Annotated in this window: 20 protein-coding genes; 2 read left to right on the top strand and 18 right to left on the bottom strand. The window is 70.0% G+C overall.

Annotated elements, in window-relative coordinates:
- Positions 1-31 precede the first annotated feature (31 nt).
- Both V7Q42_RS01570 and V7Q42_RS01565 read left to right on the top strand, forming a co-directional pair.
- Positions 32-5122 (top strand): tetratricopeptide repeat protein, encoded by a 5091-nt coding sequence (locus tag V7Q42_RS01570; RefSeq protein ID WP_333821929.1) that lies wholly within the window; start codon positions 32-34, stop codon positions 5120-5122.
- Positions 5119-6612, top strand: a complete 1494-nt coding sequence (locus V7Q42_RS01565) for a tetratricopeptide repeat protein (protein ID WP_333821928.1) — start codon at positions 5119-5121, stop codon at positions 6610-6612. Before V7Q42_RS01570 ends, V7Q42_RS01565 begins: the two co-directional genes overlap by 4 nt.
- 6 nt (positions 6613-6618) lie before the next feature.
- Here the strand turns inward: V7Q42_RS01565 and V7Q42_RS01560 are convergent, their stop codons facing one another.
- The 18 genes from V7Q42_RS01560 to V7Q42_RS01475 form a co-directional block, all read right to left on the bottom strand.
- Positions 6619-7293 (bottom strand): class I SAM-dependent methyltransferase, encoded by a 675-nt coding sequence (locus V7Q42_RS01560; RefSeq protein WP_333821927.1) that lies wholly within the window; start codon positions 7291-7293, stop codon positions 6619-6621.
- Positions 7294-7304: 11 nt separating this feature from the next.
- Positions 7305-8495 carry a glycosyltransferase gene (locus tag V7Q42_RS01555; RefSeq protein WP_333821926.1) on the bottom strand — a complete coding sequence of 397 codons (1191 nt, stop codon included), beginning with the start codon at positions 8493-8495 and terminating at the stop codon, positions 7305-7307.
- Positions 8496-8616: 121 nt separating this feature from the next.
- A complete protein-coding gene (locus tag V7Q42_RS01550; protein WP_333821925.1) occupies positions 8617-9534 on the bottom strand; it encodes a PCC domain-containing protein in 918 nt (305 codons plus the stop codon).
- Positions 9531-11183, bottom strand: coding sequence for an acyl-CoA synthetase (locus tag V7Q42_RS01545; protein WP_333821924.1), 1653 nt, complete (start codon positions 11181-11183; stop codon positions 9531-9533). Before V7Q42_RS01545 ends, V7Q42_RS01550 begins: the two co-directional genes overlap by 4 nt.
- Complete coding sequence (locus V7Q42_RS01540) at positions 11180-12355, bottom strand: acetyl-CoA acetyltransferase (protein ID WP_333821923.1); 1176 nt, start codon at positions 12353-12355, stop codon at positions 11180-11182. Before V7Q42_RS01540 ends, V7Q42_RS01545 begins: the two co-directional genes overlap by 4 nt.
- Positions 12356-12839: 484 nt before the next feature.
- Positions 12840-13337, bottom strand: coding sequence for a ferritin family protein (locus V7Q42_RS01535; protein WP_333821921.1), 498 nt, complete (start codon positions 13335-13337; stop codon positions 12840-12842).
- A 4-nt stretch (positions 13338-13341) separates the two neighbouring features.
- Positions 13342-15138, bottom strand: a complete 1797-nt coding sequence (locus tag V7Q42_RS01530; RefSeq protein WP_333821920.1) for an FAD-dependent oxidoreductase — start codon at positions 15136-15138, stop codon at positions 13342-13344.
- A 6-nt stretch (positions 15139-15144) separates the two neighbouring features.
- Positions 15145-16317: an NADH-quinone oxidoreductase subunit D gene (locus V7Q42_RS01525; protein ID WP_333821918.1), complete on the bottom strand. Its 1173-nt coding sequence runs from the start codon at positions 16315-16317 to the stop codon at positions 15145-15147.
- Complete coding sequence (locus V7Q42_RS01520; protein ID WP_333821915.1) at positions 16314-16850, bottom strand: NADH-quinone oxidoreductase subunit C; 537 nt, start codon at positions 16848-16850, stop codon at positions 16314-16316. Before V7Q42_RS01520 ends, V7Q42_RS01525 begins: the two co-directional genes overlap by 4 nt.
- 5 nt (positions 16851-16855) lie before the next feature.
- Complete coding sequence (locus V7Q42_RS01515; protein ID WP_333821913.1) at positions 16856-17512, bottom strand: NuoB/complex I 20 kDa subunit family protein; 657 nt, start codon at positions 17510-17512, stop codon at positions 16856-16858.
- Positions 17513-17540: 28 nt separating this feature from the next.
- Positions 17541-18446, bottom strand: a complete 906-nt coding sequence (locus V7Q42_RS01510; RefSeq protein ID WP_333821912.1) for a respiratory chain complex I subunit 1 family protein — start codon at positions 18444-18446, stop codon at positions 17541-17543.
- Positions 18443-21580 (bottom strand): proton-conducting transporter transmembrane domain-containing protein, encoded by a 3138-nt coding sequence (locus V7Q42_RS01505; protein WP_333821911.1) that lies wholly within the window; start codon positions 21578-21580, stop codon positions 18443-18445. Before V7Q42_RS01505 ends, V7Q42_RS01510 begins: the two co-directional genes overlap by 4 nt.
- Complete coding sequence (locus V7Q42_RS01500) at positions 21574-21930, bottom strand: sodium:proton antiporter (RefSeq protein WP_333821909.1); 357 nt, start codon at positions 21928-21930, stop codon at positions 21574-21576. The genes V7Q42_RS01505 and V7Q42_RS01500 overlap by 7 nt, the downstream gene beginning before the upstream one ends.
- The gene (mbhE, locus tag V7Q42_RS01495) at positions 21930-22631 is read right to left on the bottom strand and encodes a hydrogen gas-evolving membrane-bound hydrogenase subunit E (RefSeq protein ID WP_333821907.1); all 702 of its coding nucleotides are present in this window, start codon (positions 22629-22631) and stop codon (positions 21930-21932) included. Before mbhE ends, V7Q42_RS01500 begins: the two co-directional genes overlap by 1 nt.
- On the bottom strand, positions 22624-22878 hold the full coding sequence (locus V7Q42_RS01490) for a hydrogenase subunit MbhD domain-containing protein (RefSeq protein WP_333821904.1): 255 nt from the start codon (positions 22876-22878) through the stop codon (positions 22624-22626). The genes mbhE and V7Q42_RS01490 overlap by 8 nt, the downstream gene beginning before the upstream one ends.
- Positions 22875-23213: a monovalent cation/H(+) antiporter subunit G gene (mnhG, locus tag V7Q42_RS01485; protein ID WP_333821902.1), complete on the bottom strand. Its 339-nt coding sequence runs from the start codon at positions 23211-23213 to the stop codon at positions 22875-22877. Before mnhG ends, V7Q42_RS01490 begins: the two co-directional genes overlap by 4 nt.
- Complete coding sequence (locus tag V7Q42_RS01480) at positions 23213-23473, bottom strand: monovalent cation/H+ antiporter complex subunit F (protein WP_333821901.1); 261 nt, start codon at positions 23471-23473, stop codon at positions 23213-23215. Before V7Q42_RS01480 ends, mnhG begins: the two co-directional genes overlap by 1 nt.
- The gene (locus V7Q42_RS01475) at positions 23466-23978 is read right to left on the bottom strand and encodes a Na+/H+ antiporter subunit E (RefSeq protein WP_333821900.1); all 513 of its coding nucleotides are present in this window, start codon (positions 23976-23978) and stop codon (positions 23466-23468) included. The genes V7Q42_RS01480 and V7Q42_RS01475 overlap by 8 nt, the downstream gene beginning before the upstream one ends.
- Between the last annotated feature and the right edge of the window lie 38 nt (positions 23979-24016).

Here is a 24016-nt window from a genome sequence, read left to right as displayed (position 1 = left end):
CGCCGCTGCTTGCGGGAGTGTACGCGACACGATGGCTGCCGGTTCTGCCCGCGATGACGCTCTCGCCGAGGGACGACGCCTCCAGACGGCGGGCGACTTCGCGGCGGCCGAAACGATCTGGCGCCGCCTTCTCGACGTGGATCCGGGAGATCTCGAGGTCCGTCACCTCCTCGGCGTCGTTCTCCATCAGCGCGGCGACGACGAGACCGCGGTCGCGACGATCCGCGAAGTCCTCGCCGCTCGACCCGATTTCGCCCCCGGTTGGCAGAACATCGTCCTGCCGCTCGTCGCCCTCGCCCGCCTCGACGAGGCGATCGACGCCGGCCGCCGCGCCGTGGCGCTCGCTCCCGACAAGCCCGGGGTGCGCACCAATCTGGTGCGGGCGCTGATCGAGGCCCGTCGCCTCGACGAGGCGGCCGAGGTGGTCGCCGAAGCGCTCGCCCGCCCGCCCGAAGACCCGATCGTCCTCTCGCAGGCCGGCCATCTGCGCCTCCTCGCCGAGGACGAGACCGCCGCCGAGACGTATTTCCGCCGCGCCGCGCGCGTCGATCCGGATCACGTCGACGCCCATTACAATCTCGGCGTCGCCCTCCAGGCGCAGATGCGCGACGCCGAGGCCGCCGCCGCCTATCGCCGGGCCCTGTCACTGGAGCCCGGCCATCGCGGCGCCCGCCTCAATCTCGGCGTGGCGCTGCGCGCGCAGGGCGACGTCGCCGCGGCGCTGGAGGTGTGGCGCGGCTTCGACGTCGCACCCGAAGACTGGGCCGAGCTCGGCTACAACATCGGCTGCGCCCGTCTCCTAGCCGGCGAGTGGGCGGAGGCCTGGCCACGCTACGAATACCGGCTGGAGGCGACCCGTCCCTTCGCCCGGCCGCCGGCGGTCGACGCCCCCAAGTGGGACGGCGCGCCGCTACCCGGCGGCACCCTCGTCGTCCACCATGAACAGGGTCTCGGCGATACGCTGCATTTCGTCCGCCTGATCCCCGAGATCGCCGACCGCGTCGGTCGGGTGGTCCTGGTCTGCCAACCGGCGCTCCACGCGCTCCTCGCCACCTCGCCGATCTTCGCCGGATCGGACGGACGCGTCACCGTGATCCCCGAGGGCGCGCCGGTCCCGCCGCATGTCGCCTGGACGCCCTTGGTGTCGCTCGCCGGCATCCTCGGCCTGCGGCGCGACACGGTGCCCGCTTCCGCCCCCTGGCTCGTCGCCGAGCCCGAGCGGGTGGCGCGTTGGCGCGCCCATCCGGCGCTCGCGGGAGGGGCCTTCCGCGTCGGCCTCACCTGGCAGGGCAATCCCAAGGCGCCGGTCGAGAAGGGCCGGTCGATCCCGCTCGCCGCCTTCGCCCCCCTCGCCGCGGTCGCGGGCGTCCGCTTCGTCTCGCTGCAGAAGGGCTTCGGCCGCGAGCAGACGCCGCCCGACGGCATGACGCTCACCGATCTCGGCGACGACTTCGACGCCTCGGGTGGCGCCTTCCTCGACAGCGCCGCGGTGATCGCCTCGCTCGATCTGGTGATCACCTCCGACACCGCCATGGCCCATGTCGCCGCCGCCCTCGGTCGGCCGGTCTGGCTCGTCCTCAAGCGCGTGCCGGAATGGCGCTGGGGGCTTTCGGGCTCGCTCTCGCCCTGGTACCCGTCGATGCGCATCTTCCGCCAGCGCCGCGATCGCGACTGGTCCGACCCGATGCGGGAGGTGGCGCGCGACCTCGAGCGGTTGGTCCGCCTCTTCGCCGGCTCCGGTCCGGACGGCAGCGAGGCCGCGGCGTTGTTCGACGAGGGCGTCGCCGCCTATGGCCGCGGCGCCCCGGCCGAGGCGGTCGCTCGGTTCACCCGCGCCGCACCGGCACGGCCGCGCGACGCCCGCCTCCTCAACTACCTCGCGATGGCGGGAATGGCCGTGGCGCCCGCCGATCCCGAGGCGCTGGCATCGGCCTCGACCTTCGCCGCGCATTCGGTCGCCCTCGACGGCGGCGACCCCGACCTCCTCGCCAATCTCGCCGTCGTCGCCAAGCGCCGCGGCGCCCTCGACGATGCGGCCGTCGCCCTCGACCGCGCCCTGATGCTCGCGCCGGGCCACCGCGCCGCCGGCCTCAACCGCATCAACGTCGACCTCGGCCGCGGTCGCACCGAAGAGGCGGCCCGCCGCGCCGAGGCGATGGCCGCCCGGTTTCCCGCCGACGCCGGCGTCCTCGCGGTCGCCGCCGAAGCCCTGCGCGCCGCCGGTCTGTTCGACCTCGCGACCGAGGTCGGCCGTCGTGCCGTCGCCGCCGCACCGAACGAGGCGCGTCACCGCGTCTCGCTCGGGCGCATCCTCTCCGAGGCCGGCGATGCCGACGGCGCCGCCCGTGCCTGGGAGGATGCGGTGGCGCTCGCCCCCGACGAGGCCGACGCGCTCTCCAACCTCGGCGTCCACGAACGCAACCACGGCGAGACCGGCCTCGCCCTGTGGTTCGCCCGCGCCGCCGTCGCCGCCGACCCGAACCATGCCGACGCCTGGTCGAACCTCGGCATCGCCGCCGGCGAGCGCGAGCGCCCCGAGGAGGCGCGCGCCGGCTTCGCCCGCGCCATCGCGCTCCGCCCCGATCACGCCGATGCCCGCATGGCCCACGGCATGACCCTGCTCGCCGAAGGCGATTACGCCGCCGGCCTGCCGGACTACGAGTTCCGCCTGAAGAGCGCCCGTCTCGGCCTCGATGGCCGCCCGACCAAGCTGCCGCCCTGGACGGGCGGCGATCCGGCCGGCAAGCGGCTGCTGATCCTCGCCGAACAGGGTTTCGGCGACGCGTTGCAGTTCGTCCGCTACGCTGCCGTACTGAAGGCGCGCGGCGCGGTGTCGGTCCACGTCGGTTGCCGCAAGCGGCTGAAGGTGCTGCTTTCGACCGCTGCGGGCGTCGACGGGGTCGTCTCGGAAGGCGAGAGCCTGCCGGCGGTCGACGCCGTCGCCCAGATGATGAGCCTGCCGCTCCTCACCGGAACCCGGGTCGAGACCATCCCCGGCGACGTGCCCTATCTCGCCGCCGAGCCCGACCGGGTGACCCGCTGGGCGCGGCATCTCTCGCGCCGCGACGGCTTCCGCATCGGCCTCGTCTGGCAGGGCAATCCCGACCCGATGGTCGACCGCGGCCGCTCCGTCGCCCTCGCCGCCCTGGCGCCGCTGGCGCGCATCCCCGGCGTCCGTCTGATCGCCCTGCAGAAGGGGCCGGGCAGCGAGCAGGTCGAGGCGGTGGCGCCCGACATGACCGTCGAGACCCTGGGCGACGAGTTCGACGGCGGCCCCGACGCCTTCGTCGACACCGCCGCGGTGATGGCCAACCTCGATCTCGTCATCTCCACCGACACCGCCGCCGCCCATCTCGCCGGCGCCCTCGGTCGACCGGTGTGGATCCTGCTCAAGGCGCTGCCCGAATGGCGCTGGCTCGGCGAGGATCGCGGCGACAGCCCGTGGTATCCGACCGCCCGCCTGTTCCGGCAGGCCCGCGGCCTGCGCCCCGGCGAGGACCGTTGGGCGCCGGTGGTGGAACGCCTCGCGGGCGAAGTCGCCCGCCTCGTCGCCGGCGACCGTTCCCGCCTCTTCGACCGCACCGTGCCCCCGGCCGCCCCGGTCGCCGATCCGCCGGCCGAGGCGCTCTTCCGCGCCGGGCTCGCCGCCCATGTCGCCGGTCGTCGCGCCGAGGCCCGCCGCGCCTATGCCGAAGTGCTGGTGCGCGACGGCACCCACGCGGAAACGCTGCACATGACCGGCGTACTCGCCCTCCAGGACGGACGCTACCCGCGCGCCCACCTCTTCTTCGAACGCGCCCGCCGCGCCGGCCTCGACACGCCGGAGCTCGACACCAACCGCGCCGTGGTGCTGCGCCATCTCGGCCGGCCGCAGTCGGCGGAGGCCCTTCTCGCCGCGGTGATGGCGAAGGCCCCGTCGGTCGAGGCGGCCATCGGCCTCGGCAACGTGCGGCGCGATCTCGACCGCCCGGCCGAGGCGATCGCCGCCTTCGAGCGCGGCCTCGCTCTCGACCCCGCCTCGCCCAAACTCCTGCGCGGCCTCGGCAACGCCCTGCGCGACGTCGGTCGGGCGGCCGACGCGGTGGACGTGCTGGAGCGCGCCGCGGCCCTCGCCCCCGACGACGCCGAGGTCCATCTCGATCGCGCCCACGCGCTGCTCCAGGCCGGCCGCCTCGCCGACGGGCTCACCGCCTATCGCTGGCGTTGGAAGAGCGCCGAGATGAAGCCGCACGGCCACGACGCCCCCGAATGGGACGGCGCCGATCTCGCCGGCCGCGCCGTGCTCGTCCACGGCGAACAGGGCCTCGGCGACCAGATCCAGTTCGCCCGCTTCCTCGCCCTCGTCGCCACCCGCGGCGGCCGCGTCGTGGTCGAGGCGCGCCGCGTGCTGCACGGCCTGCTGTCGCGCCTGATCCTGCCCGAAGGCACGCGGATCGACCTCGTCGAAGCCGGCGCGGCGCTTCCCGTCCACGACCTGCAGCTGCCGATGCTCGATCTGCCGCGCGTCCTCGGCCTCGATCAGGCGGATCTGCCCGGCACGGTCCCCTATCTCGCCGCCGACCCGTCGCGCCTCGAGGCGTGGCGCGCCCGCCTCGCCGGCGACGGACGGCTGCGCGTCGGCCTGATCTGGCAGGGCAACCCGTCGGCCCGCGCCGACAAGGGCCGGTCGCCGTCGCTCGCCGCTCTCGCGCCCGTCCTCGCGCTCGATGGCGTGCGCATCCTGGCACTGCAGAAGGAGCACGGGCTCGACCAAATGGCGACGAGCCCCTTCGCCGAGCGCATCGAGCGGCCGGGCGACGCGTTCGACGCCGGCCCGGAGGGCTTCCTCGACACCGCCGCGGCGATGACGGTCCTCGACGTGATCGTCACCTCCGACACCGCCGCCGCGCATCTCGCGGGCGCCCTCGGCCGGCCGACGCTGCTGCTCCTCAAGAAGGCCGCCGACTGGCGCTGGCTCGAGGCGCGCACCGACAGCCCGTGGTATCCGTCCCTCGAGCTCTTCCGCCAGACGACGACCGGTGATTGGTCCGGTCCCGCCGCCGCCGTCGCCGCGCGCCTCGTCGAGTTGCGCGACCGGGGCGCCTCATCGGGCGCCCCGCGCCGCCGAGCGAGCCGGTCATGACCGAGGCCGAGATCGCCGCCGTCCTCGCCGAGGCCTATCGCGACCATCGCGCCGGCCGTCTCACCGAGGCGCTCGTCGGCTACGCCCGCGTCCTCGCCGTCCGCCCCGATCATCCCGACGCCCTCAACCTCGCCGCCTCCGCCACGCGCGCCAAGGGCGACGGCGCGGCCGCCGTCGCGCTCGCCCGCCGCGCCGCCGCCGCCGCACCGGCCCGCGCCGACATCCGCTACAACCTCGGCAACGCCCTTTCCGCCATCGGCGATCCCGAAGCGGCGGCGGACGCCTTCCGCGCCGCCCTGATGCTCGCCCCCGGTCACGCCGATGCCGCCGCCAATCTCGGCGTCGCCCTCGGCCGACTCGCCGACACGACCGACGCCGAGGCCGCTTATCGCGCGGCGCTCGCCATCGACCCCGATCATCGCATGGCGCGTCTCAACCTCGGCAACCTCCTCGGCGAACTCGGCCGCGCCGATGACGGGATCGCCGAATTGCGCGAAGTGGTGCGCCGCCACCCCGATCTCGCCGAAGGCCGCTACAACCTCGCCCTCGCCCTGCTGCGCGCCGGCGACTGGGTCGCCGGTTTCCGCGACTACGAATGGCGCTGGCGGACCGAGGACTTCGCCTCGCCGGCCCGCCACGGCGACATCCCCGACTGGGACGGCCGGCCGCTCGACGGACGTCGGTTGCTGGTCCATGCCGAGCAGGGCCTCGGCGACACGTTGCAGTTCGCACGGCTCTTGCCGCTCGCCGCCTCTCTCGGCGCCCGCATCACGCTGGAAGCGCCGACCGTGCTGGTTCGCCTCCTCACCGGCATCGCCGGCGCCGACGAGGTGACCGACCGGGTCGATCCCGCCGCCTTCGCCTGTCAGACGCCGCTGATGGGCCTGCCCCACCGCCTCGGCCTCACCCCGGGCTCGGTTCCCGCGCCGGCCGCCTCGCTCACCGCCGATCCGCAGCGGGTGGCGACGTGGTCCGAGCGCCTGCGCCTCGGCGGAGCCGAAGAGGTGGTGGCGGTGGCGTGGCGCGGCAATCCGGCGTCGCCGGCCGATCGCGGCCGTAGCCTCGATCGTGCCGACCGTCTGGCGCCGCTCGCCGCCCCGCGGCGGCGGCTGATGGCGGTGCAGAAACTGGCGCGCGACGAGTTGGAGGTCGCCGACGTGGCGAGCGGCTGGCGGGTCGCCGACACCGGCGATCTGATGATCGAACACCCCGGCCCCGACTTCGACGCCGGCCGCGACGCCTTCCTCGACACCGCCGCCGTCTTCATGGCCTGCGACCGGGTGGTGACCATCGACACCGCGCTCGCCCACCTCGCCGCCGCCCTCGGCCGCCCGACCGAGGTGCTGCTGAAGCGTGTGCCCGACTGGCGTTGGTTGGAAGAGCGGACCGACACGCCGTGGTATCCGACGGTGTGCCTGCATCGTCAGACGGTCGCCGGCGACTACGCCGGCCCGATCGCCTCGGCCGCGGCGGCGCTGGCGCGGGGCTGAGCCGCCTCAGCCCCGCGCCGGCTTGCGCTGGATGAAGCCCCAATATTTGTCGGGGCCCATCTTCAGTTGGAAGCCGATGTCGAAATGGCTGATGTCGGTGAAGCCTGAGCGCTCGATCAGGTCGCGCAGCATCCTCAGGCCGAAGACCGAATAGTGGTTCTTGTTGAGCTCGTGCCCGGCGACCGTGTCGGGGCAGGGCACCTCGATGTAGACCACTCCGCCCGGCTTCAGCACCCGGAAGATCTCGGCGAGCGTGAAGAACGGCATGATCGAATGTTCGAGCACGTGCCGGCACCAGACGAGATCGAAGCTCTCGTCGGGGAACTCGAGGAAGGTCAGATCCATCTCGACCGCGTCGAACCCCTGCGCCCGGCAGATGTTCACGTCCTCGCCGATGGCGATGCCGATGGCGTCGAGCCCGTCGGCGGCGAAGTGCTTCAGCGCCACGCCCTGACCGCAGCCGATGTCGAGCACCTTCGCGCCCTTCGCCATCGGCCACGTCTCCTTCACCCGCGCCCACACCCGGGCGGTGATGTCGGCGTGGAGATTGGTCGGCGTCTCGGGATAGACGTCGCTCCACAGCTTCTTGCAGAAGGCTTCGAGCCGGGCGTATTTCGCCAACGGATCGGCCGTGGGGGTAGCCGGGGCGGGCTTCGCCTTCTTCGATGCGGGCTTGGACATCGGCGTCTCCGTCAGTCGAGATCCATGACGATGCGCTTCATCCCGCGGGCGGTGTCGCCCCAGGTGAGCGTCGAGAGGAAGTCGGCGCCGGCCGCGCCGCGACGGCGGGCCTCGGCGCGATCGGCATGAACCCGCTCCAGCGTCTCGACGATCTCGTCGACGTCGCTCTCGCCCCAGCCGGCGGTGCCGCCGACCGCCGCTCCGGCGCCGCCCATCGGGCTCTGGTGCGCCAACGGATAGCAGCGATCGTCGCCGACGAGGTCCATGTGGCCGGTGTTGGCGGAGAGGATGGTCGGCACGCCGCAGGCCATGCATTCCATGGCGACGAGGTTGGTGCCGCCCTCCGAGCGGTTGGGGAAGAGCGCCACGTCCATCTCGCGCAGGATCGGCGGCATGAAGGCGTTGGCGACCGCGCCGAGATCGAGGAACTGATGGTCGGGGATGCCGTTGGCGCGCGCCCAGGCGGCGTTGTCGACCGCCTTGCCGGCGGCGTCGTAGGGGACCGGCGCCGCCTTGCCCGACTGGTCGAGGGTGCGGGCGAACTGGACCCAGGGGCTGTGCCAGGCGGTGACCAGCATCGCTTCCGGGTGGCGTTTGGCGAAGCGGGCGAAGGCGGCGACCACCAGGTCCTGCCCCTTGCGCAGCTCGAGCTTGCCGCCGGAGAACACCAGGAAACGGTCGCCCATGGTGCCGAGCTTCGGCGCCGGGTGGAACAGGCTCTGGTCGATGCCCTGGATGACGGTGGTGACGTTGGTCAGCCCGTATTCGCGCAGAACTTTCTCGTTCCAGGTCGAGCCGCAGACGATCAGCGGGAAGGCGCGGGCGCGCTCCACCGTCTCGGCGTCGAGCTGCGGCGTCTCGAAGAAGACGACGCCGACCGTCGGCCTGCCCCTCAGCGGCACGCCGTGCGCGCCGGGACTGACGCGGAAGTCGTTGCCGAGAGCGGCGAGCAGCGGCCCGTCGAGATCGAGCGATTTGCCGGCGCGTGTCGCCAGTTGATCGGCGAGCCAGCGCGACCGGGTGACGAAGCCGTCGAGAGCGAGCCGGCGCAACTTGTCGACGGCGATCTGGCTCTCCTGGATCGGGAACGAACCGAAGGCTTCGATGTCGGCGTCGCGCGCCCAGTGGAGCGCCAGATTGAGACCGTAGACGCCCCAGCCGAAGAAACTGGAGATGCCCCAGTGGATCACCACACGCCGCATGCCGACGAGCCCCCGCCCGGAGCCCGCCATTCCTCGCGAATCACCCGCGCGCCCCATCGATTCGATTTGTATTCCGCCGCCGCGGCGGCGTCGACGGCGGTCGGGCGGGACGACGCGACCCTCAGGCGCCCGTTTCGTCCACCAGCACCAGTTCGAAGGTCATCAGCACCGGATTGACTCCGCGGGCGAAGCGCCCGCCGGCGAGCGCCCCGGTGAAATCGACGAGGCCGCCGTCGAGTTCGGCACGGGGCGAACCGTCTCCATCGGGAACGATCCGGCCGGCTGACAGGTGGACCTCGGTAGCGAAGGCGGCGATCTCGGCGCCGCTCTCGAAAGTCGCGCCGATGGTCGAGCCGACGCCGCCTTCGATCCGCGCCCGGGTGATGCCGTGGTCACGGCAATAGCCCTCGAGCGTCCCGGCGAAATCCTGGTTCGGCCGCAGCCGCAGCGCATGGGCGCGCTCCACAGCGCCGTCCCGAGAGGCGCTTTCCGTCGCCACCGGACCGAAGACCGAGAACCTAGTCTCGGCATCGGCGTCGACCCGGAAGGCCGCGCCGTCGATGCCGTAGGCCTGCAGGCTCACGTCCTCGGCGACGACGCTGCCGTCGGCCAGCACGTGGCCGCCGTGCGCGGCGCCGTCCGCCTCGCGCCACAGCCCGTGGGCGTGGAAAGCCGTCGCCCCGTCGCGCTGCCCGACCGTCATCGCGCCTTCGAGGAAGCGCGTGATCCCCGCCGGGCGGAACGTCTCCGAATAGAAGGCGGCATGACGGTCGTCGCGGGCGAGCGCCGGCATGCAATAGGCGAAGGGCGCGAGCGCCAGCCCGTCGAGCTTCACCGTGCCGGAGTCGAATCCTTCGCCAGCGAAGCATCGTGTGATCCCGGCGAGAAGCGGTTCATCCGCTCGCAGCCGCACCTCGAACCGCCGCCCCCGGCAGGGCACCGCCACCAGCCGCTCGGCCGGCGCCGGGCCCGGCTGGCGGATGTGGGGCGGCCGGGGGACCCCGGTGCTCGCCCCGCCGTCTCGACGCGTGTCGGTCACGACGCCCCCTTGTCCCGCTCGGCGGCCATCTCGGCGAGGACGCCGCGCGCCTCGAGTTCGTCGCGCACCATGCGTTTCGGCACCTTGCCGTAACCGGAGCGCGGCAGTGCCTCCCAGAAGACGAAGCGGCGCGGCATCTTGTAACGCGGGATCTCGGCGGCGAGCGCCGCGGCGAGCCGTCCCTCGTCGATCACCGCCCCCTCGCGCGGCACGCAGACGGCGACGCCGACCTCGCCCCACAGCGGATCCGGCACGCCGAGCACGGCGACCTCGGCGATCTCGGGGAAGGTGAGGATCTTCTCCTCGATCTCGCGCGGATAGATGTTGGAGCCGCCGGAGATGTACATGTCCGAGGCGCGGCCGGTGATGTAGACGAAGCCCTGGTCGTCGACGTGGCCGAGGTCGCCGGTGCGGAACCAGCCGTCGTGAAAGGCCTTCGCATTGGCCTGGGGGTCGTCGTAGTAGCCGGCGAAGACGGCCGGACCGATGACGCAGATCTCGCCGGTCTCTTGGGGGCCGAGCTCGCGCCCCTCCGCGTCGCGGATCGTGACCTGCATGGCGGTCCTCGGATAGCCGCAGGTGCCGACGCGCGCCCCCGGTCCATCCTCGATCGTATGGGCGCCGGTCGGCAACACCGTGATGGCGCCGGTCACCTCGCCGAGGCCGAAATACTGCACCAGCACCGGCCCGAGCGTGGCGAGCGCCCGCTTCTGGTCCTCGCGGTACATCGGCGCGCCGGCATAGATGACGTGGCGCAGGCTCGAGTGATCGTGCTCGGAAACCGAGGGATGCTCGACCATCAGCTTGAGGATGGTCGGCACGGTGAAGAGGTTGGTCACCCGATGGGTCTCGATCAGCCGCCACGCCTCGGCGACGTCGAACTTCTCCGAGGGCATCAGCACCGTCGGCGCGCCGCGCGCCATGATGTTCAGGAAATGCACACCCGCGCCGTGGCTGAGCGGCGCCACCACCAGCGAGGCGTCGGCCTCGGTCGTGCCCGGCAGCAGGTCGGCGAGGTGGTTGGTGACGACGAAGGCCATCTGGCCGTGGGTCAGCACCGCCGCCTTCGACCGACCGGTGGTGCCGGAGGTGAAGAAGAACCAACAGGGATCGTCGTACTCGACCGCGGCTTCGGCGATCCGCACCCCGTGATGGGCGGCGATGCGTTCGCCGACGTCGGCCTCGCCGAAGGCGCTGTCGCGCGCCATCTCGTCGAAGCGCCAGACGAACTCGATCGTCGCGGCCTCGGCCGTCGTCGCCGCGGCGTGATCGGGGAAGTCGCCGTGGCAGAGAAAGGCGCGGGCTCCCGACGCCGTCGCCAGCGCCGCCACCTCCTTCGGCATCAGGCGGAAGTTGGTCGGCACCCACACCGCGCCGAGGCGGAAGCAGGCGAACATCGACAGGATCATCTGCACGGTGTTCTTGGAGTGGACGAGCACGCGGTCGCCCTTGACGGTGCCGCGGCTCGCCAGCGCCGCCGCCAGCGCTTCCGACCCGGAGGCGATCTCGGCCCAGGTCCAGCGCTCTTCGCCACGCACGAAGGCGGTGTGATCGGGCAGCCGCCGGGCCGTCTGGGTGAGGAAATGGGCGAGGTTCATCACCCGTCGCGACACGCGCGCGACGCCGCCGAGCGGAACGGCCTCGCTCATCGCGTCCGCTCCAGGATCGAGACGTAGCTGGCGACCGCCGCGCCGCCCATGTTGAAGACGCCGGCGAGGCTCGCCCCGTCGAGCTGCATGTCGCCCGCCTCGCCGGCGAGCTGCATCGCCGCCATGACGTGCTGCGACACGCCGGTGGCGCCGATCGGATGACCGCGCGATTTGAGGCCGCCGGAGAGATTGACCGGCAGCCGGCCGCCGCGCCGCGTCGCCCCCTCGCGCGCCACCTTCCAGCCCTCGCCGGGGGCGGCGAGCCCCATCGCCTCGTATTCGATCATCTCGGCGACGGTGAAACAGTCGTGGGTCTCGACCAGATCGAGATCGTCGATCGTCAGACCCGCCGTCGCGAGCCCCACCTTCCAGGCGCGATGGGCGCCGTCGAAGGCGATCGGGTCGCGACGCGACAGGGGCAGGAAGTCGTTCGCCTGGACGCGGGCGCGGATGGCGACCGTGCGGGCGAGGCCCGCCGCCGTCTCGGCGTCGGCGACGACCAGCGCCGCCGCGCCGTCGGAGACCAGCGAACAGTCGGTGCGGCGCAGGGGACCGGCGACCAGCGGGTTCTTGTCCGACACGGTGTTGCAGAAGTCGAAGCCGAAGTCCTTGCGCATGTGGGCGAAGGGGTTCCGCACCCCGTTCTCGTGGTTCTTGGCGGCGATCATCGCCAGCTCGGCGCTGCGGTCGCCGTGCCGCTGGAAATAGTGGGCGGCGATCTTGCCGAAGATACCGGCGAAACCGGCGTCGACCGCCGCCTCCTCGCGCCGATAACAGGCGGAGAGCAGGATCTCGCCGACCTCCGCCGTCGGTGTCGCGGTCATCTTCTCGGCGCCGACCACCAGCGCGATCCGCCCGCGCCCGCTCTCGATGAAGTCGAGGGCGGCGTTGAGCGCCGCCGAGCCGGTGGCGCAGGCGTTCTCCAGGTGGACGGCCGGTACGTGCGCCAGCTCCGGCACGGCGGTGCCCACCAGCGACGCCTCGAAGCCCTGGCGCGAGAAGCCGTTGTTGTAGGTGCCGACGGTGATGAAATCGACGTCGTCCGTCCCGATCCCGGCATGCGCCAGCGCCTCGCCGGCGACGCGGCCGATCAGGCTCTCGACGTCCGGATCTTCGAGCTTGCCGAAGGGCGAATGGGCCCAGCCGACGATGGCGGCGGTGGTACGGGTCATGGACGTCCTCCTGTCGGGCCCGTGGGTCGCGCGCGAAGCGCCTCGGCCTCGTTCTCGTGTCTATTCGGGCATGGAACCACCGTTCGCCCGAGGCGGGTTCCCACGCCCCGGATGAACGACGGCCGAAGCCGCGTCGGATCGATTTGTAGACCTCACGATGGGGGTGGGGAAGCGTCTCGTCGCGACGTCCGCTGGCGGCCGTCTCCCCGATGGCCGGTCGCGGAAGCAGCTCTCGCCTCACGAGGCATCGCAGCGCGCGCCCCTTCTCCCCTCGGGGGAGAAGGTGCCCGAAGGGCGGATGAGGGGGCTGGGCCTCGCCCCGAAGGGCCGCGTCCGTGGTGTGTGCCCGTTGCCGCTTCGCGGCGCCCCCTCATCCGACCGCTTCGCGGCCACCTTCCCCCGCGAGGGGGAAGGGAGGTGGCGCCATCCGAAAGGCCGGAGACCCGGCGAAAGCACGTGGCGACGGCGTGGGGCGCGCGGTCGCTCAGACGCCGCCGCTGTGGACGACCCGGTAGTAGACCGCTTCCAGCTCGTTCTTGTGCTTGGTCTCCTCGTTGGCGAGGAAGACGAAGACGTTGCGCAGCGCCCCCGGCGGCGTGGCCTCGGCCAGCGCCGTGTACTGCTCCATCGCCGCGTGTTCGCGCGCCAGCGCATATTGCAGCACCGCCTGATCGTCGGGATTGTCGCCGAGATCCGGCAGATGGATGCAGTCGGAAAACTTGCGGTCGCTCGCCGGCCGTTCGATCTCGGTCTCCAGCACCGCCTCGACGTCGGCGCGGCCCGCGAGACCGGCGAAGAGATCGAGATGCTGCTGCTCCTCGGCGACCAGTTCCTCGACCAGATAGCGGATGCTCTTGCTCACCTTGGGCGCCAGAGCCGTATAGAAATCACGCGCCGTCCGCTCGAACTCGGTCGCGACGGTGAGGACCTCCCTCAGGTTGGTGAGGGTCTTCAGCTTGGCGTGGCCTTTCCCTTCGGGCATCTCGTCACTCCCTCGCGTCGGACCGTTCGGCGAACACGGCGGCGATGCTCGCCGCCACCCGATGGCCGTCGGCCACCGCGTGCACCACGTCGGGACCGGCGACGCAGTCGCCGGCCGACCACAGCCACGGCACCGAGGTGCGGCCGTCCGGATCGATGGCGATGCGACCGCGGTTCCAGGCGAGTTCCTCGGTCAGCGCCTCGCCGAGCAGCGACACGTCGGACGCCTGACCGATCGCCTCGATCACCATCTCGGCCGGATGGAACAACTCGTCGCTCTCGTCGTAGCTCGGCGCGAAGCGGCCCTTGTCGTCGAAGATCGACTTCACCCGCCAGGTGCGCAACCCCGTGACCCGACCCGCATCGTCGATGACGATCTGCTGCGGCCCGCGGGCGTCGAAGATCGGGATGCCCTCTTCGCCGCACTCCTTCACTTCCTCCCTGTCGGCGAGGAAGTGGGGCAGGTCCTCGAGCGCCGTCACCGTGACGTCGACCTTGCCGTGGATCTGCTTCTGCAGGCGGGCGAGCGAGCGGGCGATGTCCATGGCGACGTTGCCGCCGCCGATCACCACGGCGCTTTTCGGCACGTCGAAGGCCTCGCCGTCGGTGATCTGGCGGAGGAGGTCGACCGCCTTCTTCACCTGGGCGTGCTCGGACCCGGGGATGCGGGTCGAGCGGCCGAGATGCAGCCCGATCGCCAACACCACCGCATCGTTGGCGGCATGCAGGTCGGCCATCGCGACGTCGCGGCCGATGCGCGTGTCGCAGCGGATGTCGACGCCGAGCGAGGTGATGACGTCGACGTCGCGATCGAGCGCGTCGTAGGGCAGCCGGTATTCCGGGATGCCGTAGCGGGTCATGCCGCCGGCCGCGTGGCGCGTCTCGTAGACGGTGACGGCATGTCCGGCCTTGGCGAGGTCGAAGGCGGCGGTGAGACCGGCCGGCCCGGCGCCGACGATCGCCACCTTGCGGCCCGTCGCCGGGCCCGGCTTGCCGACGATCTCGCGTACCTTCTCCTGCGGTACCTGATCCATGATGTGGCGCTTCAGCCAGCGGATGGCGATCGCCTCACCCTCGTTGTGGACGGCGCAGGCGGTCTCGCACTTGTGGGTGCAGACGCGGCCGCAGGTGTTGGAGAACGGGTTGGTCTCGTAGAGCAGGGCGACGCCGCGCTCGTAGTCGCCGTCGCGCACCGCCTCGATGTACTGCGGGATCGCCATGTGCGCCGGACAGGTGGCGATGCACAGGCCGCAGGAGACGCAGCGGTCGGCCTCGAGCTTGGCCCGCGCGACGTCGTAGCCGGCGACGATCTCGTCGAAGTTGGAGATCCGCGCCTCCGGCTCCATCTCGTCCATCGGCACCCGCTCGAGCGCCGTCAGGTGATGGCCTTCGGCGCAGACGTAGCCGTGTTCGGAGCCGTCCCAGCTCTTGGCGTCGACGCCGGGGATGAAGCGGAAGGCGTCGGGATCGGCGTCCACCCACTTGTAGGCGTTCGACATGGTGAGCGAGCCGGTCATGCAGACGTCGACGCACAGCGCGCACCAGCAGCAGCGGCCGTAGTCGATGCGCGGGCGCAACCCGGAATCACCGTTCTTCGGATCGAATCCGTCGACCGGCACCATGTCGATGGCGCCGTTCTGACAGATCGTCTCGCAGGTGCCGCAGCCGATGCACTTTTCGACATCGTTCTTGTGGAAGCCGCGATAGCGCGGGGCCGCCTCCCGATTCAGCGGGTCGCGGATCGACACCGGATCGCGGAACAGGTTCTTCCAGGCGAGGAAGGGGGAAAGGACGTCGCGCATGACCGGCTACCTTTCGATCTCCGGCGGATAGGTGTGCAGCGACACCATCAGCGCCGCCACGTCCGCGATGTTGGTACCCGGGATGAGATGCTCGAGCAGCGCCATCGCATGGGTGTAGGAGGGGCCGCGCACGTTGATGCGCCGCGGATGGCCGCTGCCGTCGGTGACGGTGTAGTAGCCGTATTCGCCGCGCGAGCACTCGCCCCGCACGTAGGTCTCGCCGCGCGGGATCTTCCAGTGCAGCACGTTGGGCAGCTTCGCCGTCAGCGGCCCGGTCCGCGGCATCTTGGCTATGATCTGGCGGATCAGGTCGACCGACACCGCCACGTCGCGTCGGCGCACGTCGGCACGCGTGTACATGTCGGAATCGGTCCCGGTCACCGGCTCGAAGGTGAGCTCGGGGTAGACCAGATAGGGGTGATCCTTGCGGACGTCGTTGGGCAGGCCCGCCGCCCGCGCGTTGGGACCGGTGACGCCGTAACGGTCGATGAGATCGACCGGGATGACGCCGACGCCCTTGGTGCGCTTCTTGAAGACCGCGTTGTGGAACATGACGTCCTCGACGTCGGCGAGCGTCCGCTCGATCTCGCGGAGCGTCTCCTCCATGCGGCCGTCGAAGCCGTCCGGCAGGCCGTCGCGCACCCCGCCCGGCAGGATGAACATGTGATAGATGCGCGCCCCGGTCAGTTCCTCGAAGCGGTCGAGCATCAGGTCGCGGACGTAGGTCGTCCACTGGCCGATGACGCCCATGCCGAGGGCGCCGGCCTGACCGCCGAGATACATCATGTAGCTGTTGATGCGCCCCATCTCGAGGATCAGCGTGCGGATCCACAGCGCCCGCTCCGGCGCCTCGATGCCCGCCAGTTCCTCGATCGTCGCGGCGTAGCAATATTCGTTGAAGTCCGGCTCCGGCACGCAGACGCGGCAGACGATCGGGAAGACCTGGATGAAGGTCCGCCGCTCCATCAGCTTCTCGAAGCCGCGGTGCAGATAGCCGACGTGGGTCTTGCCCTCCACCACCTCGTCGCCGCAGACGGTCAGCTCGACCGACATGTTGCCGGTGATGCCGGGGTGCTGCGGCCCCTGCCACAGTTTGAGATATTTACCCGACGAAAGATCGATCGGCGGCGAGGAGGCCGCCGTGGATCCACCGGGGGAAGACGTCGCCCGTCCGGTCATTTCGAGCCCCCCTGCGTGGCCATGCGTTCCCGCATGTGGGTCGCCGGATCGGTGGTGCCGCGTCCCGCCCGGTGTTCGAAGTTCTCTTCCGCGAACTTCAGCGTGTCGAAGTCGCGCCGGTAGGGCGGGATGTCGACCCAGCCCTCCAGGATGAACTCCTCGTCGAGCCGCGGGCTGCCGGGGAAGGGGATGCCGAACATCTCCTTCAGCTCCCGCTGGTAGGTCGCCGCCGTCGGCCACAGATCGTGGATGCTCTCCATCTCCGGCTCGTCGCGCGGCAGCATCACCCTCAGGCCGATGTCGCGGGCGTTCGCCCGGTCGTGGACGAGATAGGTGAGCTGGAACAGGTTCTCCTCGATCCAGTCGACGGCCGTCAGCAGGACGAGGTGGGTGAAACCCTCGCGGTCACGCAGATGGACGATGAGCGGGCGCAGGGTCTCGCGCTCGACGGTGACGAAGGCGAGGTCGGGCCGTTGCTCGGTGATCGGGCCGAGCGGGAACCGTTCCTTCAGGCTCTCGAGAAGTGTCCGCATCGGCCTCACCAATTGTAATCCGGCATGTCCCAGTCGTGGATGACCCGCTTCTGGTTGGCCTTGTACCAATCGAAGTTCTGGGCGTAGAGGTTCGCCCCTTCCGCCTTGCCGGCGCGGATGATCCGCTTCAGCTCTTCGAAGCCGGCGAGCAGCGCCTCGGGGCGCGGCATGCAGCCGGCGATGTAGACGTCGACCGGCAGGTACTCGTCGAGCTTCTTGATGGTGTTGTAGCTGTCCCAGTACATGCCGCCGTTGATCGTGCAGGAGCCGAGGCCGACGACGTATTTCGGGCTCTGCATCTGCTCGTAGGAACGGATCGCCCGCTTCAGCGTCTTCACCGACAGGTAGCCGGAGATGACGAACAGGTTGGCCTGGCGCGGCGTCGGCCGCCACTGGATGCCGTAGCGATAGGCATCGAAGCGCGGCGTCATCAAGGGCCGCATCTCGATGGCGCCGCAGCCCGTGCCGAAGCCGAGGATCCACAGGCTCTCCGAGCGCGCCCAGTTGAACAGGTCCTCGACGATCCTGACGTAGGACCCGGGCCGAACCTCCGGCCGCGCGTCGCAGTAGTAGTCCTGGATCGGATCGACCTCGAACTCGAGACCGTCCGGGCCCTTGACGACGCGCTTCTTCAGCTCGTCCTTGACGGGGACCCGACGCACGAGGGTGTCTTCGTCTCGCATCACGGCCTCATACGATGAGAATGGCGGCGATACCGATCGGCACCGCCCAGATCAGGAACCAGCGGATCGACTGCTCGACGCGGAAGCGCGGGAAGACCACGCCGACGAACGCCGAGAACAGGTAGAGCAGGAAGACCTTCACGAAGAAGACCGGCCAGCTCGTCGCGCCGCCGAAGAACAGGTTCATGTAGATGACCATCTTGGCGACGGGGAAGATCGCCCGGTTGGTCTGCATCAGCGCCAGATAGGAGGAGTGGTACTCGGTCGGCGGGCCGATCGGGATCTCCTGCGGCGCCAGTACGACGTCGAACGGCGGCCGCATCATCGAGCCGAGGAAGGACAGCATGGCGGCGGCGACGGCGAGCGGATTGGTGACGACCGTCCAGTGGGCGACGCCGCCCTGCTGCGCTGCGACGATGTCGGTGACCGACAGCGTCTGGTACTGCAGCGCCACCGAGAACACCGCGAGCGCCAGCGGCAGCTCCGCCGCGGTGACCTGCGACAGGCCGCGGCTGACGCCGATCGCGGCGTGCGGATGGCCGCTCTCGCCGGCGCCCAGCGCCATGCCCAGCGTGCCGAAGAAGATGAAATAGAGCGCCAGGATGAGGTCGCCGGCGAACGACAGGTTGGAGAACATCTCCGACCCGTAGATGCTGGGGACGAACAACAGCAGCCCGACGCCGCCCGACAGCCGGAACACCGGGCCGAGGTAGTACATCACGCCATGGGTGATGTGGGTCCTGAGCGCGTAGTTCTTCAGGAGGTCGACGTAGTTCTGCCAGATCGGTATGCCGTGCCGGCGCCCTGCTCGCGCTCCGATCTTCTGGATCAGGGCGGTGAGCAGCAGTCCGTAGTTGAGGACGATGAACAGCGTCAGCAGGGCGTAGGGGATCTTCATCCAATCGAAGGTCATGGCCGGCCCCCCAATGCTGCCAGATAGACGACCACCACGAAGGCGATGACCTGGACGGCATAGACCTGTCCGTTGCCGGTGTAGAAGCGACGGGCGAAGCGCGCCGTCCCGTGCAACGTGTCCATCTGCGCCTGCCAGAAACGCTCGAACCAGGGTTCGGCGAGGAAGCCGACGGCGCGTTTGTACGGGGCGAAGAAGTTCCACGCGAAGTGGGTGGTCTCCGGCCGATAGGGCCGCTCGGCGGCGAAGACGATGTTGAACTGCTTCACCATCTGCGCCCGGTGGTTCAGGAACACGAGCCACAGGAACAGCACCACGAAGATCACCGCGACGATGATCATGATGGCGACCGGGTTCCAGTAGCCGTAGGCGCTGGTGATCGTCTGTCCCGTCCAGTTCAGGCCGTGCTCGGGCATGAACCGGCCGATGAAATCGTCGACCCGGCGCAGCGCCAGCCCGGGGAAGATGGCGAAGCCGATGAGGAAGGCGACGTACATCATCTGCGGGATGATCAGCCAGATCGGCGCTTCCTTCACCCGCCGGTGCTCGTCCTTGAGCTGCCCGAGGAAGATCGTGTGGATCAGCCGGAACAGGTAGAGGAAGGCGATCGGGCCGGAGAGGAAGATCACCGCCATCGGCAGGCGCGCGTCGCTGTCCATGATGGCGTTGTAGAAGATCCAGCGGCCGCCGAAGCCGGACAGCGGCGGCACGCCCGACATGGCGATGATCGAGACCAGCACCGCGACGAAGGAGAGCGGCATCAGCGTGATCAGGCCGCCCATGCGGTACATCTCGCGGGTGCCGGTGCGCTTGGCGACGCCGCCGACCGACAGGAACAGCGACGACTTGTAGATGTAGTGGTTGATGACGAACATCATCGCCATCAGCCAGCCGAGGTTGTTCATCAGCGCGATGCCGAACACCGCATAACCCATCTGGCCGATCGAGGAATAGGCGAGGAGGCGCTTGGCGTCTTCCTGGAAGGCCGCCATCAGATTGCCGATGAGCGCCGATCCCGCACCGATCCACAGCATCGCGTGGGTGAGGTCGACGCCGAAGAGCGACTGCCGTCCCAGGTGCATGACCAGCACGAAGAGGCCGAAGAGCCCCGCCTTGAGCAGCACGCCCGAGACCATCGGCGAGACGTCGGTCTCGGCCTCGGCATGGGCGCCGGGCAGCCAGATGTGCACCCCGAGCGCCGCCGTCTTGGTCATGAATCCGGCCGCCAGCAGCAGGAACACCCAGGGCGCATGCGTCGCGGCGACCTGCTTCAACCCCTCCACCGGGAAGGTCGCGGTCGTCTGGGCGGCGAGCGCGAAGCCGGCGAGGATGGCGAAGGCGCCGCCGAGCGAGAACACGATGTAGGAGAGGGCGTGCGGCTCGCTCTCCTTGCCGCGCAGGATCAGGAAATACGACCCGACGGTCAGCACTTCCCAGGCGGCGAAGAAGGAGAACGTGTCCTTGGCGACGATCAGCATCGCCAGTCCCGCGTACATCAACATCGCCGACGGATAGAAGCCGACCCGCCGCCCGTGGGCGAAGGTGTAGCTGGCGATGAAGATCACCGCACCGCCGAGGAGGATGATCGCCCCGAAGATCATCTGCATCGGGTCGAAGTGCGGATAGGCGACGACGAAGCCGGCGACGAGACCGAGGATCGCGACGGTGTTCTTGATCCACGCCGGCAGCCATTCCAGCACCAGGAAGGCGAGGGCGAACATCAGCGGCACGACGGTGAGAAGGTTACCGTAACGCGACGCCTCACCCCAGCCGTAGGCGACGGCCCAGCCGCCGAGCGCGGTGAGCGCCACGACCGCCACCGCGCCGACCGGCGGCTGGACGGTTTCGTCCGGCAGCGGCGCCTTGAGGGCGCGGCCGAACCAGCGGAAGAGGTATCCCGCCTCCAAGAGCGCGCCGACGAGGATCGCCGCGACCACGGCATGACGGCCGTCGGCGACCAGCGCATGCACCAGTTCCCATTTGGCATAGAAGCCGGGGAACGGCGGCAGGCCGGCGAGCATGGCGACGAAGGTGGCGAAGGCGAAGATCATGAAGGGATCGCGCCGCAACGCCGCCCAGGCGGAGAGCTCGCGCGAGGCGACGAGGCCGGAGATCCAGAAGAGCCCGGCCTTGGCCACCGCATGAGCGATCAGGATGCCGCCGCCGATCATCAGATAGCGGTCACCGAGCAGGTCGCGAAGCCCGATCACCGTGAGCACCAGGCCGATCTGCGCCACCGAGGAATAGCCGAGCAGGCGGCGGTCGTCGGTCTGCGACAGGGCGACGAGGTTCGAGCCGACGAAGGTGACGAGGCCGACCGCCGCGGCGATCGGCAGCCACGGCGTCCCGCCGATGCCGATCACCTTGTCGAGCGCCCACAGCGCCGCGGTCGACGAGCCGGCCGAGAAGATCGCCGAGAAGCCCGGATGGGCCGCCTGATAGACGTCGAGCGCCCAGCCGTTGGCCGGGAACGGCTTCAACTCGATCACCAGGGCGACGAACAGCAGGAAGAAGGCGAGCGCCGCCGCGCCTCCGGCCGCCGCGACCGGGGTGCCGGTCATGTCGTCGAGATTGAGGCTGCCGCTCGCGTGATAGACGAAGACGATGCCGATCAGCATCAGCATCGACACCACCTGCGACACCACCAGATATTTGAAGCCGGCGCCGAGCGCCCGCGGGTCGTCCGAGAGCAGCACCAGACCGCCGGTGGCGATGGCGATCAGCTCGAAGAAGACGAAGAGGTTGAAGACGTCGCGCGTCAGGATCAGGCCTGAGAGCGCCATCACCACGACCAGGAACACCGCCATGGCACGATGCCCGAGCCGCATCAGCGCCTCGCGCATGTAGACGGCCGAGAGCAGCCCGACGAGCGTGACGATCTCGACCAGCACCGCCTCCGGCAGACCCATGCGCAGGTTGATGGCGAAGGGCGGCGGTGCACCGGCGGTCATGATGGTGACGGGCGCCGCGCCGGCGACGACGAAGGCCCACAGCCATTGTCCGCCGATGGCGGTCATGGCGAGAAGCGCGACCACGGTGACGACGTAGGCGAGCACACGAGCGCCGTGGTTCAAGAGCCCGAGGAAGAACGCCGCGCCCAGCCCGACCGCCAGAATGTGAAGGGGGCTCACCATTTCAGCTCCGTGAATTTAGAGATGTCGAGGGAGCCTCTCGTCGCATGCAGGCGATAGGCATAGGCGAGCATCAGAGCGGTGACGCCGAGACCGATGACGATGGCCGTGAGCACCAGCGCCTGGGGCAGCGGGTCGATGATCCGCCGCGCCGCGTCGCCGACCGGCACCGCCGCATCGAGGATCGGCGCGGTGCGCCCCGGCATCGCCCCGACGGCGACCAACACGAGGTTGACGCCGGCATCTGCGACCGTGAACGACACGATCATCCTGAGAATGTTGCGGTTGGTCAGCGCGCCGTAGAGGCCGGCGAGCACCAGGGCGAAGCCCGTGACGAGAGCGACCGTGATCATCACGACTTCTCCGTTTCCGAGAGGCTCGCCAGCATCGAGGCGAATTCGGCGCCGACCTTGAGGCCGATCAGCGTGTAGATCACCGGGATCGCACCGGCCGAGAACAGCGTGCCGAAGTCGCCCAGTGGCAGAAAACGGTTGTCGAGGAAGCCGCCGGCCCAGGCGAGGCCGAGGAGACCGATGGCGACATAGGCGACACCGGAGAGCGACTCCACCACCGCGATCAGGCGATGGCCGAAACGGTGCAGCGGATCGGCGAGCAGCATCAACAGCGCCGCCGAGGCGAGGATGGCGCCGCCCTGGAAGCCGCCGCCCGGGGTGAGGTGGCCGTTGACGAAGACGTAGACGCCGGCGAGTAGGATCAGCGGCACCAGGAGCCGGCTGCCGGTCCTGAGCAGTTCGCCCGCCGCCGGGATGCCGGTCGCGCGGCCTTCGCCGGTGGCGCGATGGGTCGACAGGATCAGCCCGACGATGGCCGAGGTCAGGAACAGCACCGTCACTTCGCCGAGCGTGTCGAGACCGCGATAGGTGACGACGATCGCCGTGACGATGTTCTGCGCGCCGAGGTCCTTCGCCGTGTTCTCGGCGTAGTAGAGCGCCGTGCGATTGAGCGCGGCGTCGGGCTGGTAGCCGAGGGTGAGGGAGGCGAAGACCGCCGCGAGCACCGCCAGCAACAGGAAGGCGACGAGGTGTTTAACCATGGCCCTTCCCTCCGACCCGGCCGAGCACGAAGAAGAACAGGAAGGTGGTGAGACCGCTGCCGATCGCCGCTTCGGTCATCGCCACGTCGGGCGCCGCCAGAAGCATGAACATGATCGAGGCGAAGAGGCTCACCGCCCCCGCCGACAGGATGGCGAGCGGCAGGCTTCGCGTGATGATCGACAGGAGCGCGGCGACGAGCATACCCGCCGCCAACACCAGGCTCATGGCCGTCGACAGGTTGCTCATGCCTCTTCTCCCGTCTCTTCGTCGAGCAGGTCGACCTCGGTCGCCGGCGTGGTGGCGACGTGCATGCGGTGCGCCGCGTGCGCCAGGACCTGCGAGGACAGCGGGTTGGTGAACAGGAGGAAGAGGCCGATCAGCAACAGCTTGATCGCCCAATCGGGATGGAGGCAGGCGGCGCCGGCCAGCGTCAGCAAGGTGCCGAGCGTCGTCGCCTTGGTGCCGGCCTGGATACGGTTGTAGACGTCCGGCATGCGGACGAGCCCGAGCCCGCCGAGCAGCAGGAAGGTGGTGCCGGCGACCAGCAGCAGACCGCCGAGGATGTCGAGAGCCGCGGCCATCACAGTCCCCTCTCCAGGTAGCGGGCGACGACGATGACGCCGAGGAACGACATCAGCGCATAGACCAGCGCCACGTCGAGGTAGACGACGCGCTCTTCGACCACCGCACCGAGGACGATGCCGGTGATCGAGACGATGGTCATGACGTCGAAGGCGACCACCCGGTCGAAGGTGCGCGGCCCGCGGACGAAGCGGTACATCGCCAGGAGGAAGGCCAGTCCCGCCAGGACGGCGGCGAAGGTGATCAGTGCGTCAGCCATACATCACCTCCAGATAGCTCTCGAAGCCGGCGACGATCTGCCTCGTCGCCTCCTCCTGATCGGCCGCCTCCATCGTCACCCAGTGCACGTAGAGCCACTCGTCCTCGATCGCGACGGTGAGCGTACCGGGGGTCAGCGTGATCGAATTGGCCAGCAGCAGCCGCCCCATGCGGCTCTTCAGCCGGGTGTGCACCTTGACGATGCCGGGATGGACCGGCAGCGCCGGGTCGAGTACGACGGCGGCGATGTGCAGGTTCGATTTGACCAGTTCCTTCAGGAAATAGCCGATGTAACCGAAGGTGGCGGCGATCGCCGCGGGCGTCCAGCGCGCCTCGGTGAAGATCGACAGGCCGTCCCGGTAGATGAGCGCGATCGCCGCGGAGGCGACGGCACCGACGATCAGCACGTCGCTCGCCAGTGAGCCGTTGAGCATCACCCAGAACAGCATGAGCAGCACGAACGACGCACCGGCGCTGCGCATCCGGCCGATCGGCATGACATCCATGATCCGGCTTCTCCACGTTGGCTTCGCCGAGAAGGTCG

The organism is Pinisolibacter sp. (assembly GCF_036782435.1).
Lineage (GTDB): Bacteria > Pseudomonadota > Alphaproteobacteria > Rhizobiales > Ancalomicrobiaceae > CALBKH01.
Note: the sequence above shows the minus strand (reverse complement) of the source record. Positions and strands in the feature narration are given on the sequence as shown.

Coding starts and splice junctions, on each gene's coding strand:
- V7Q42_RS01570 (WP_333821929.1), top strand. CDS start 32: ATGGCTGCCGGTTCTGCCCGCGATGACGCTCTCGCCGAGGGACGACGC.
- V7Q42_RS01565 (WP_333821928.1), top strand. CDS start 5,119: ATGACCGAGGCCGAGATCGCCGCCGTCCTCGCCGAGGCCTATCGCGAC.
- V7Q42_RS01560 (WP_333821927.1), bottom strand. CDS start 7,293: ATGTCCAAGCCCGCATCGAAGAAGGCGAAGCCCGCCCCGGCTACCCCC.
- V7Q42_RS01555 (WP_333821926.1), bottom strand. CDS start 8,495: ATGCGGCGTGTGGTGATCCACTGGGGCATCTCCAGTTTCTTCGGCTGG.
- V7Q42_RS01545 (WP_333821924.1), bottom strand. CDS start 11,183: ATGAGCGAGGCCGTTCCGCTCGGCGGCGTCGCGCGCGTGTCGCGACGG.
- V7Q42_RS01540 (WP_333821923.1), bottom strand. CDS start 12,355: ATGACCCGTACCACCGCCGCCATCGTCGGCTGGGCCCATTCGCCCTTC.
- V7Q42_RS01535 (WP_333821921.1), bottom strand. CDS start 13,337: ATGCCCGAAGGGAAAGGCCACGCCAAGCTGAAGACCCTCACCAACCTG.
- V7Q42_RS01530 (WP_333821920.1), bottom strand. CDS start 15,138: ATGCGCGACGTCCTTTCCCCCTTCCTCGCCTGGAAGAACCTGTTCCGC.
- V7Q42_RS01525 (WP_333821918.1), bottom strand. CDS start 16,317: ATGACCGGACGGGCGACGTCTTCCCCCGGTGGATCCACGGCGGCCTCC.
- V7Q42_RS01520 (WP_333821915.1), bottom strand. CDS start 16,850: ATGCGGACACTTCTCGAGAGCCTGAAGGAACGGTTCCCGCTCGGCCCG.
- V7Q42_RS01510 (WP_333821912.1), bottom strand. CDS start 18,446: ATGACCTTCGATTGGATGAAGATCCCCTACGCCCTGCTGACGCTGTTC.
- V7Q42_RS01505 (WP_333821911.1), bottom strand. CDS start 21,580: ATGGTGAGCCCCCTTCACATTCTGGCGGTCGGGCTGGGCGCGGCGTTC.
- V7Q42_RS01500 (WP_333821909.1), bottom strand. CDS start 21,930: ATGATCACGGTCGCTCTCGTCACGGGCTTCGCCCTGGTGCTCGCCGGC.
- mbhE (WP_333821907.1), bottom strand. CDS start 22,631: ATGGTTAAACACCTCGTCGCCTTCCTGTTGCTGGCGGTGCTCGCGGCG.
- V7Q42_RS01490 (WP_333821904.1), bottom strand. CDS start 22,878: ATGAGCAACCTGTCGACGGCCATGAGCCTGGTGTTGGCGGCGGGTATG.
- mnhG (WP_333821902.1), bottom strand. CDS start 23,213: ATGGCCGCGGCTCTCGACATCCTCGGCGGTCTGCTGCTGGTCGCCGGC.
- V7Q42_RS01480 (WP_333821901.1), bottom strand. CDS start 23,473: ATGGCTGACGCACTGATCACCTTCGCCGCCGTCCTGGCGGGACTGGCC.
- V7Q42_RS01475 (WP_333821900.1), bottom strand. CDS start 23,978: ATGGATGTCATGCCGATCGGCCGGATGCGCAGCGCCGGTGCGTCGTTC.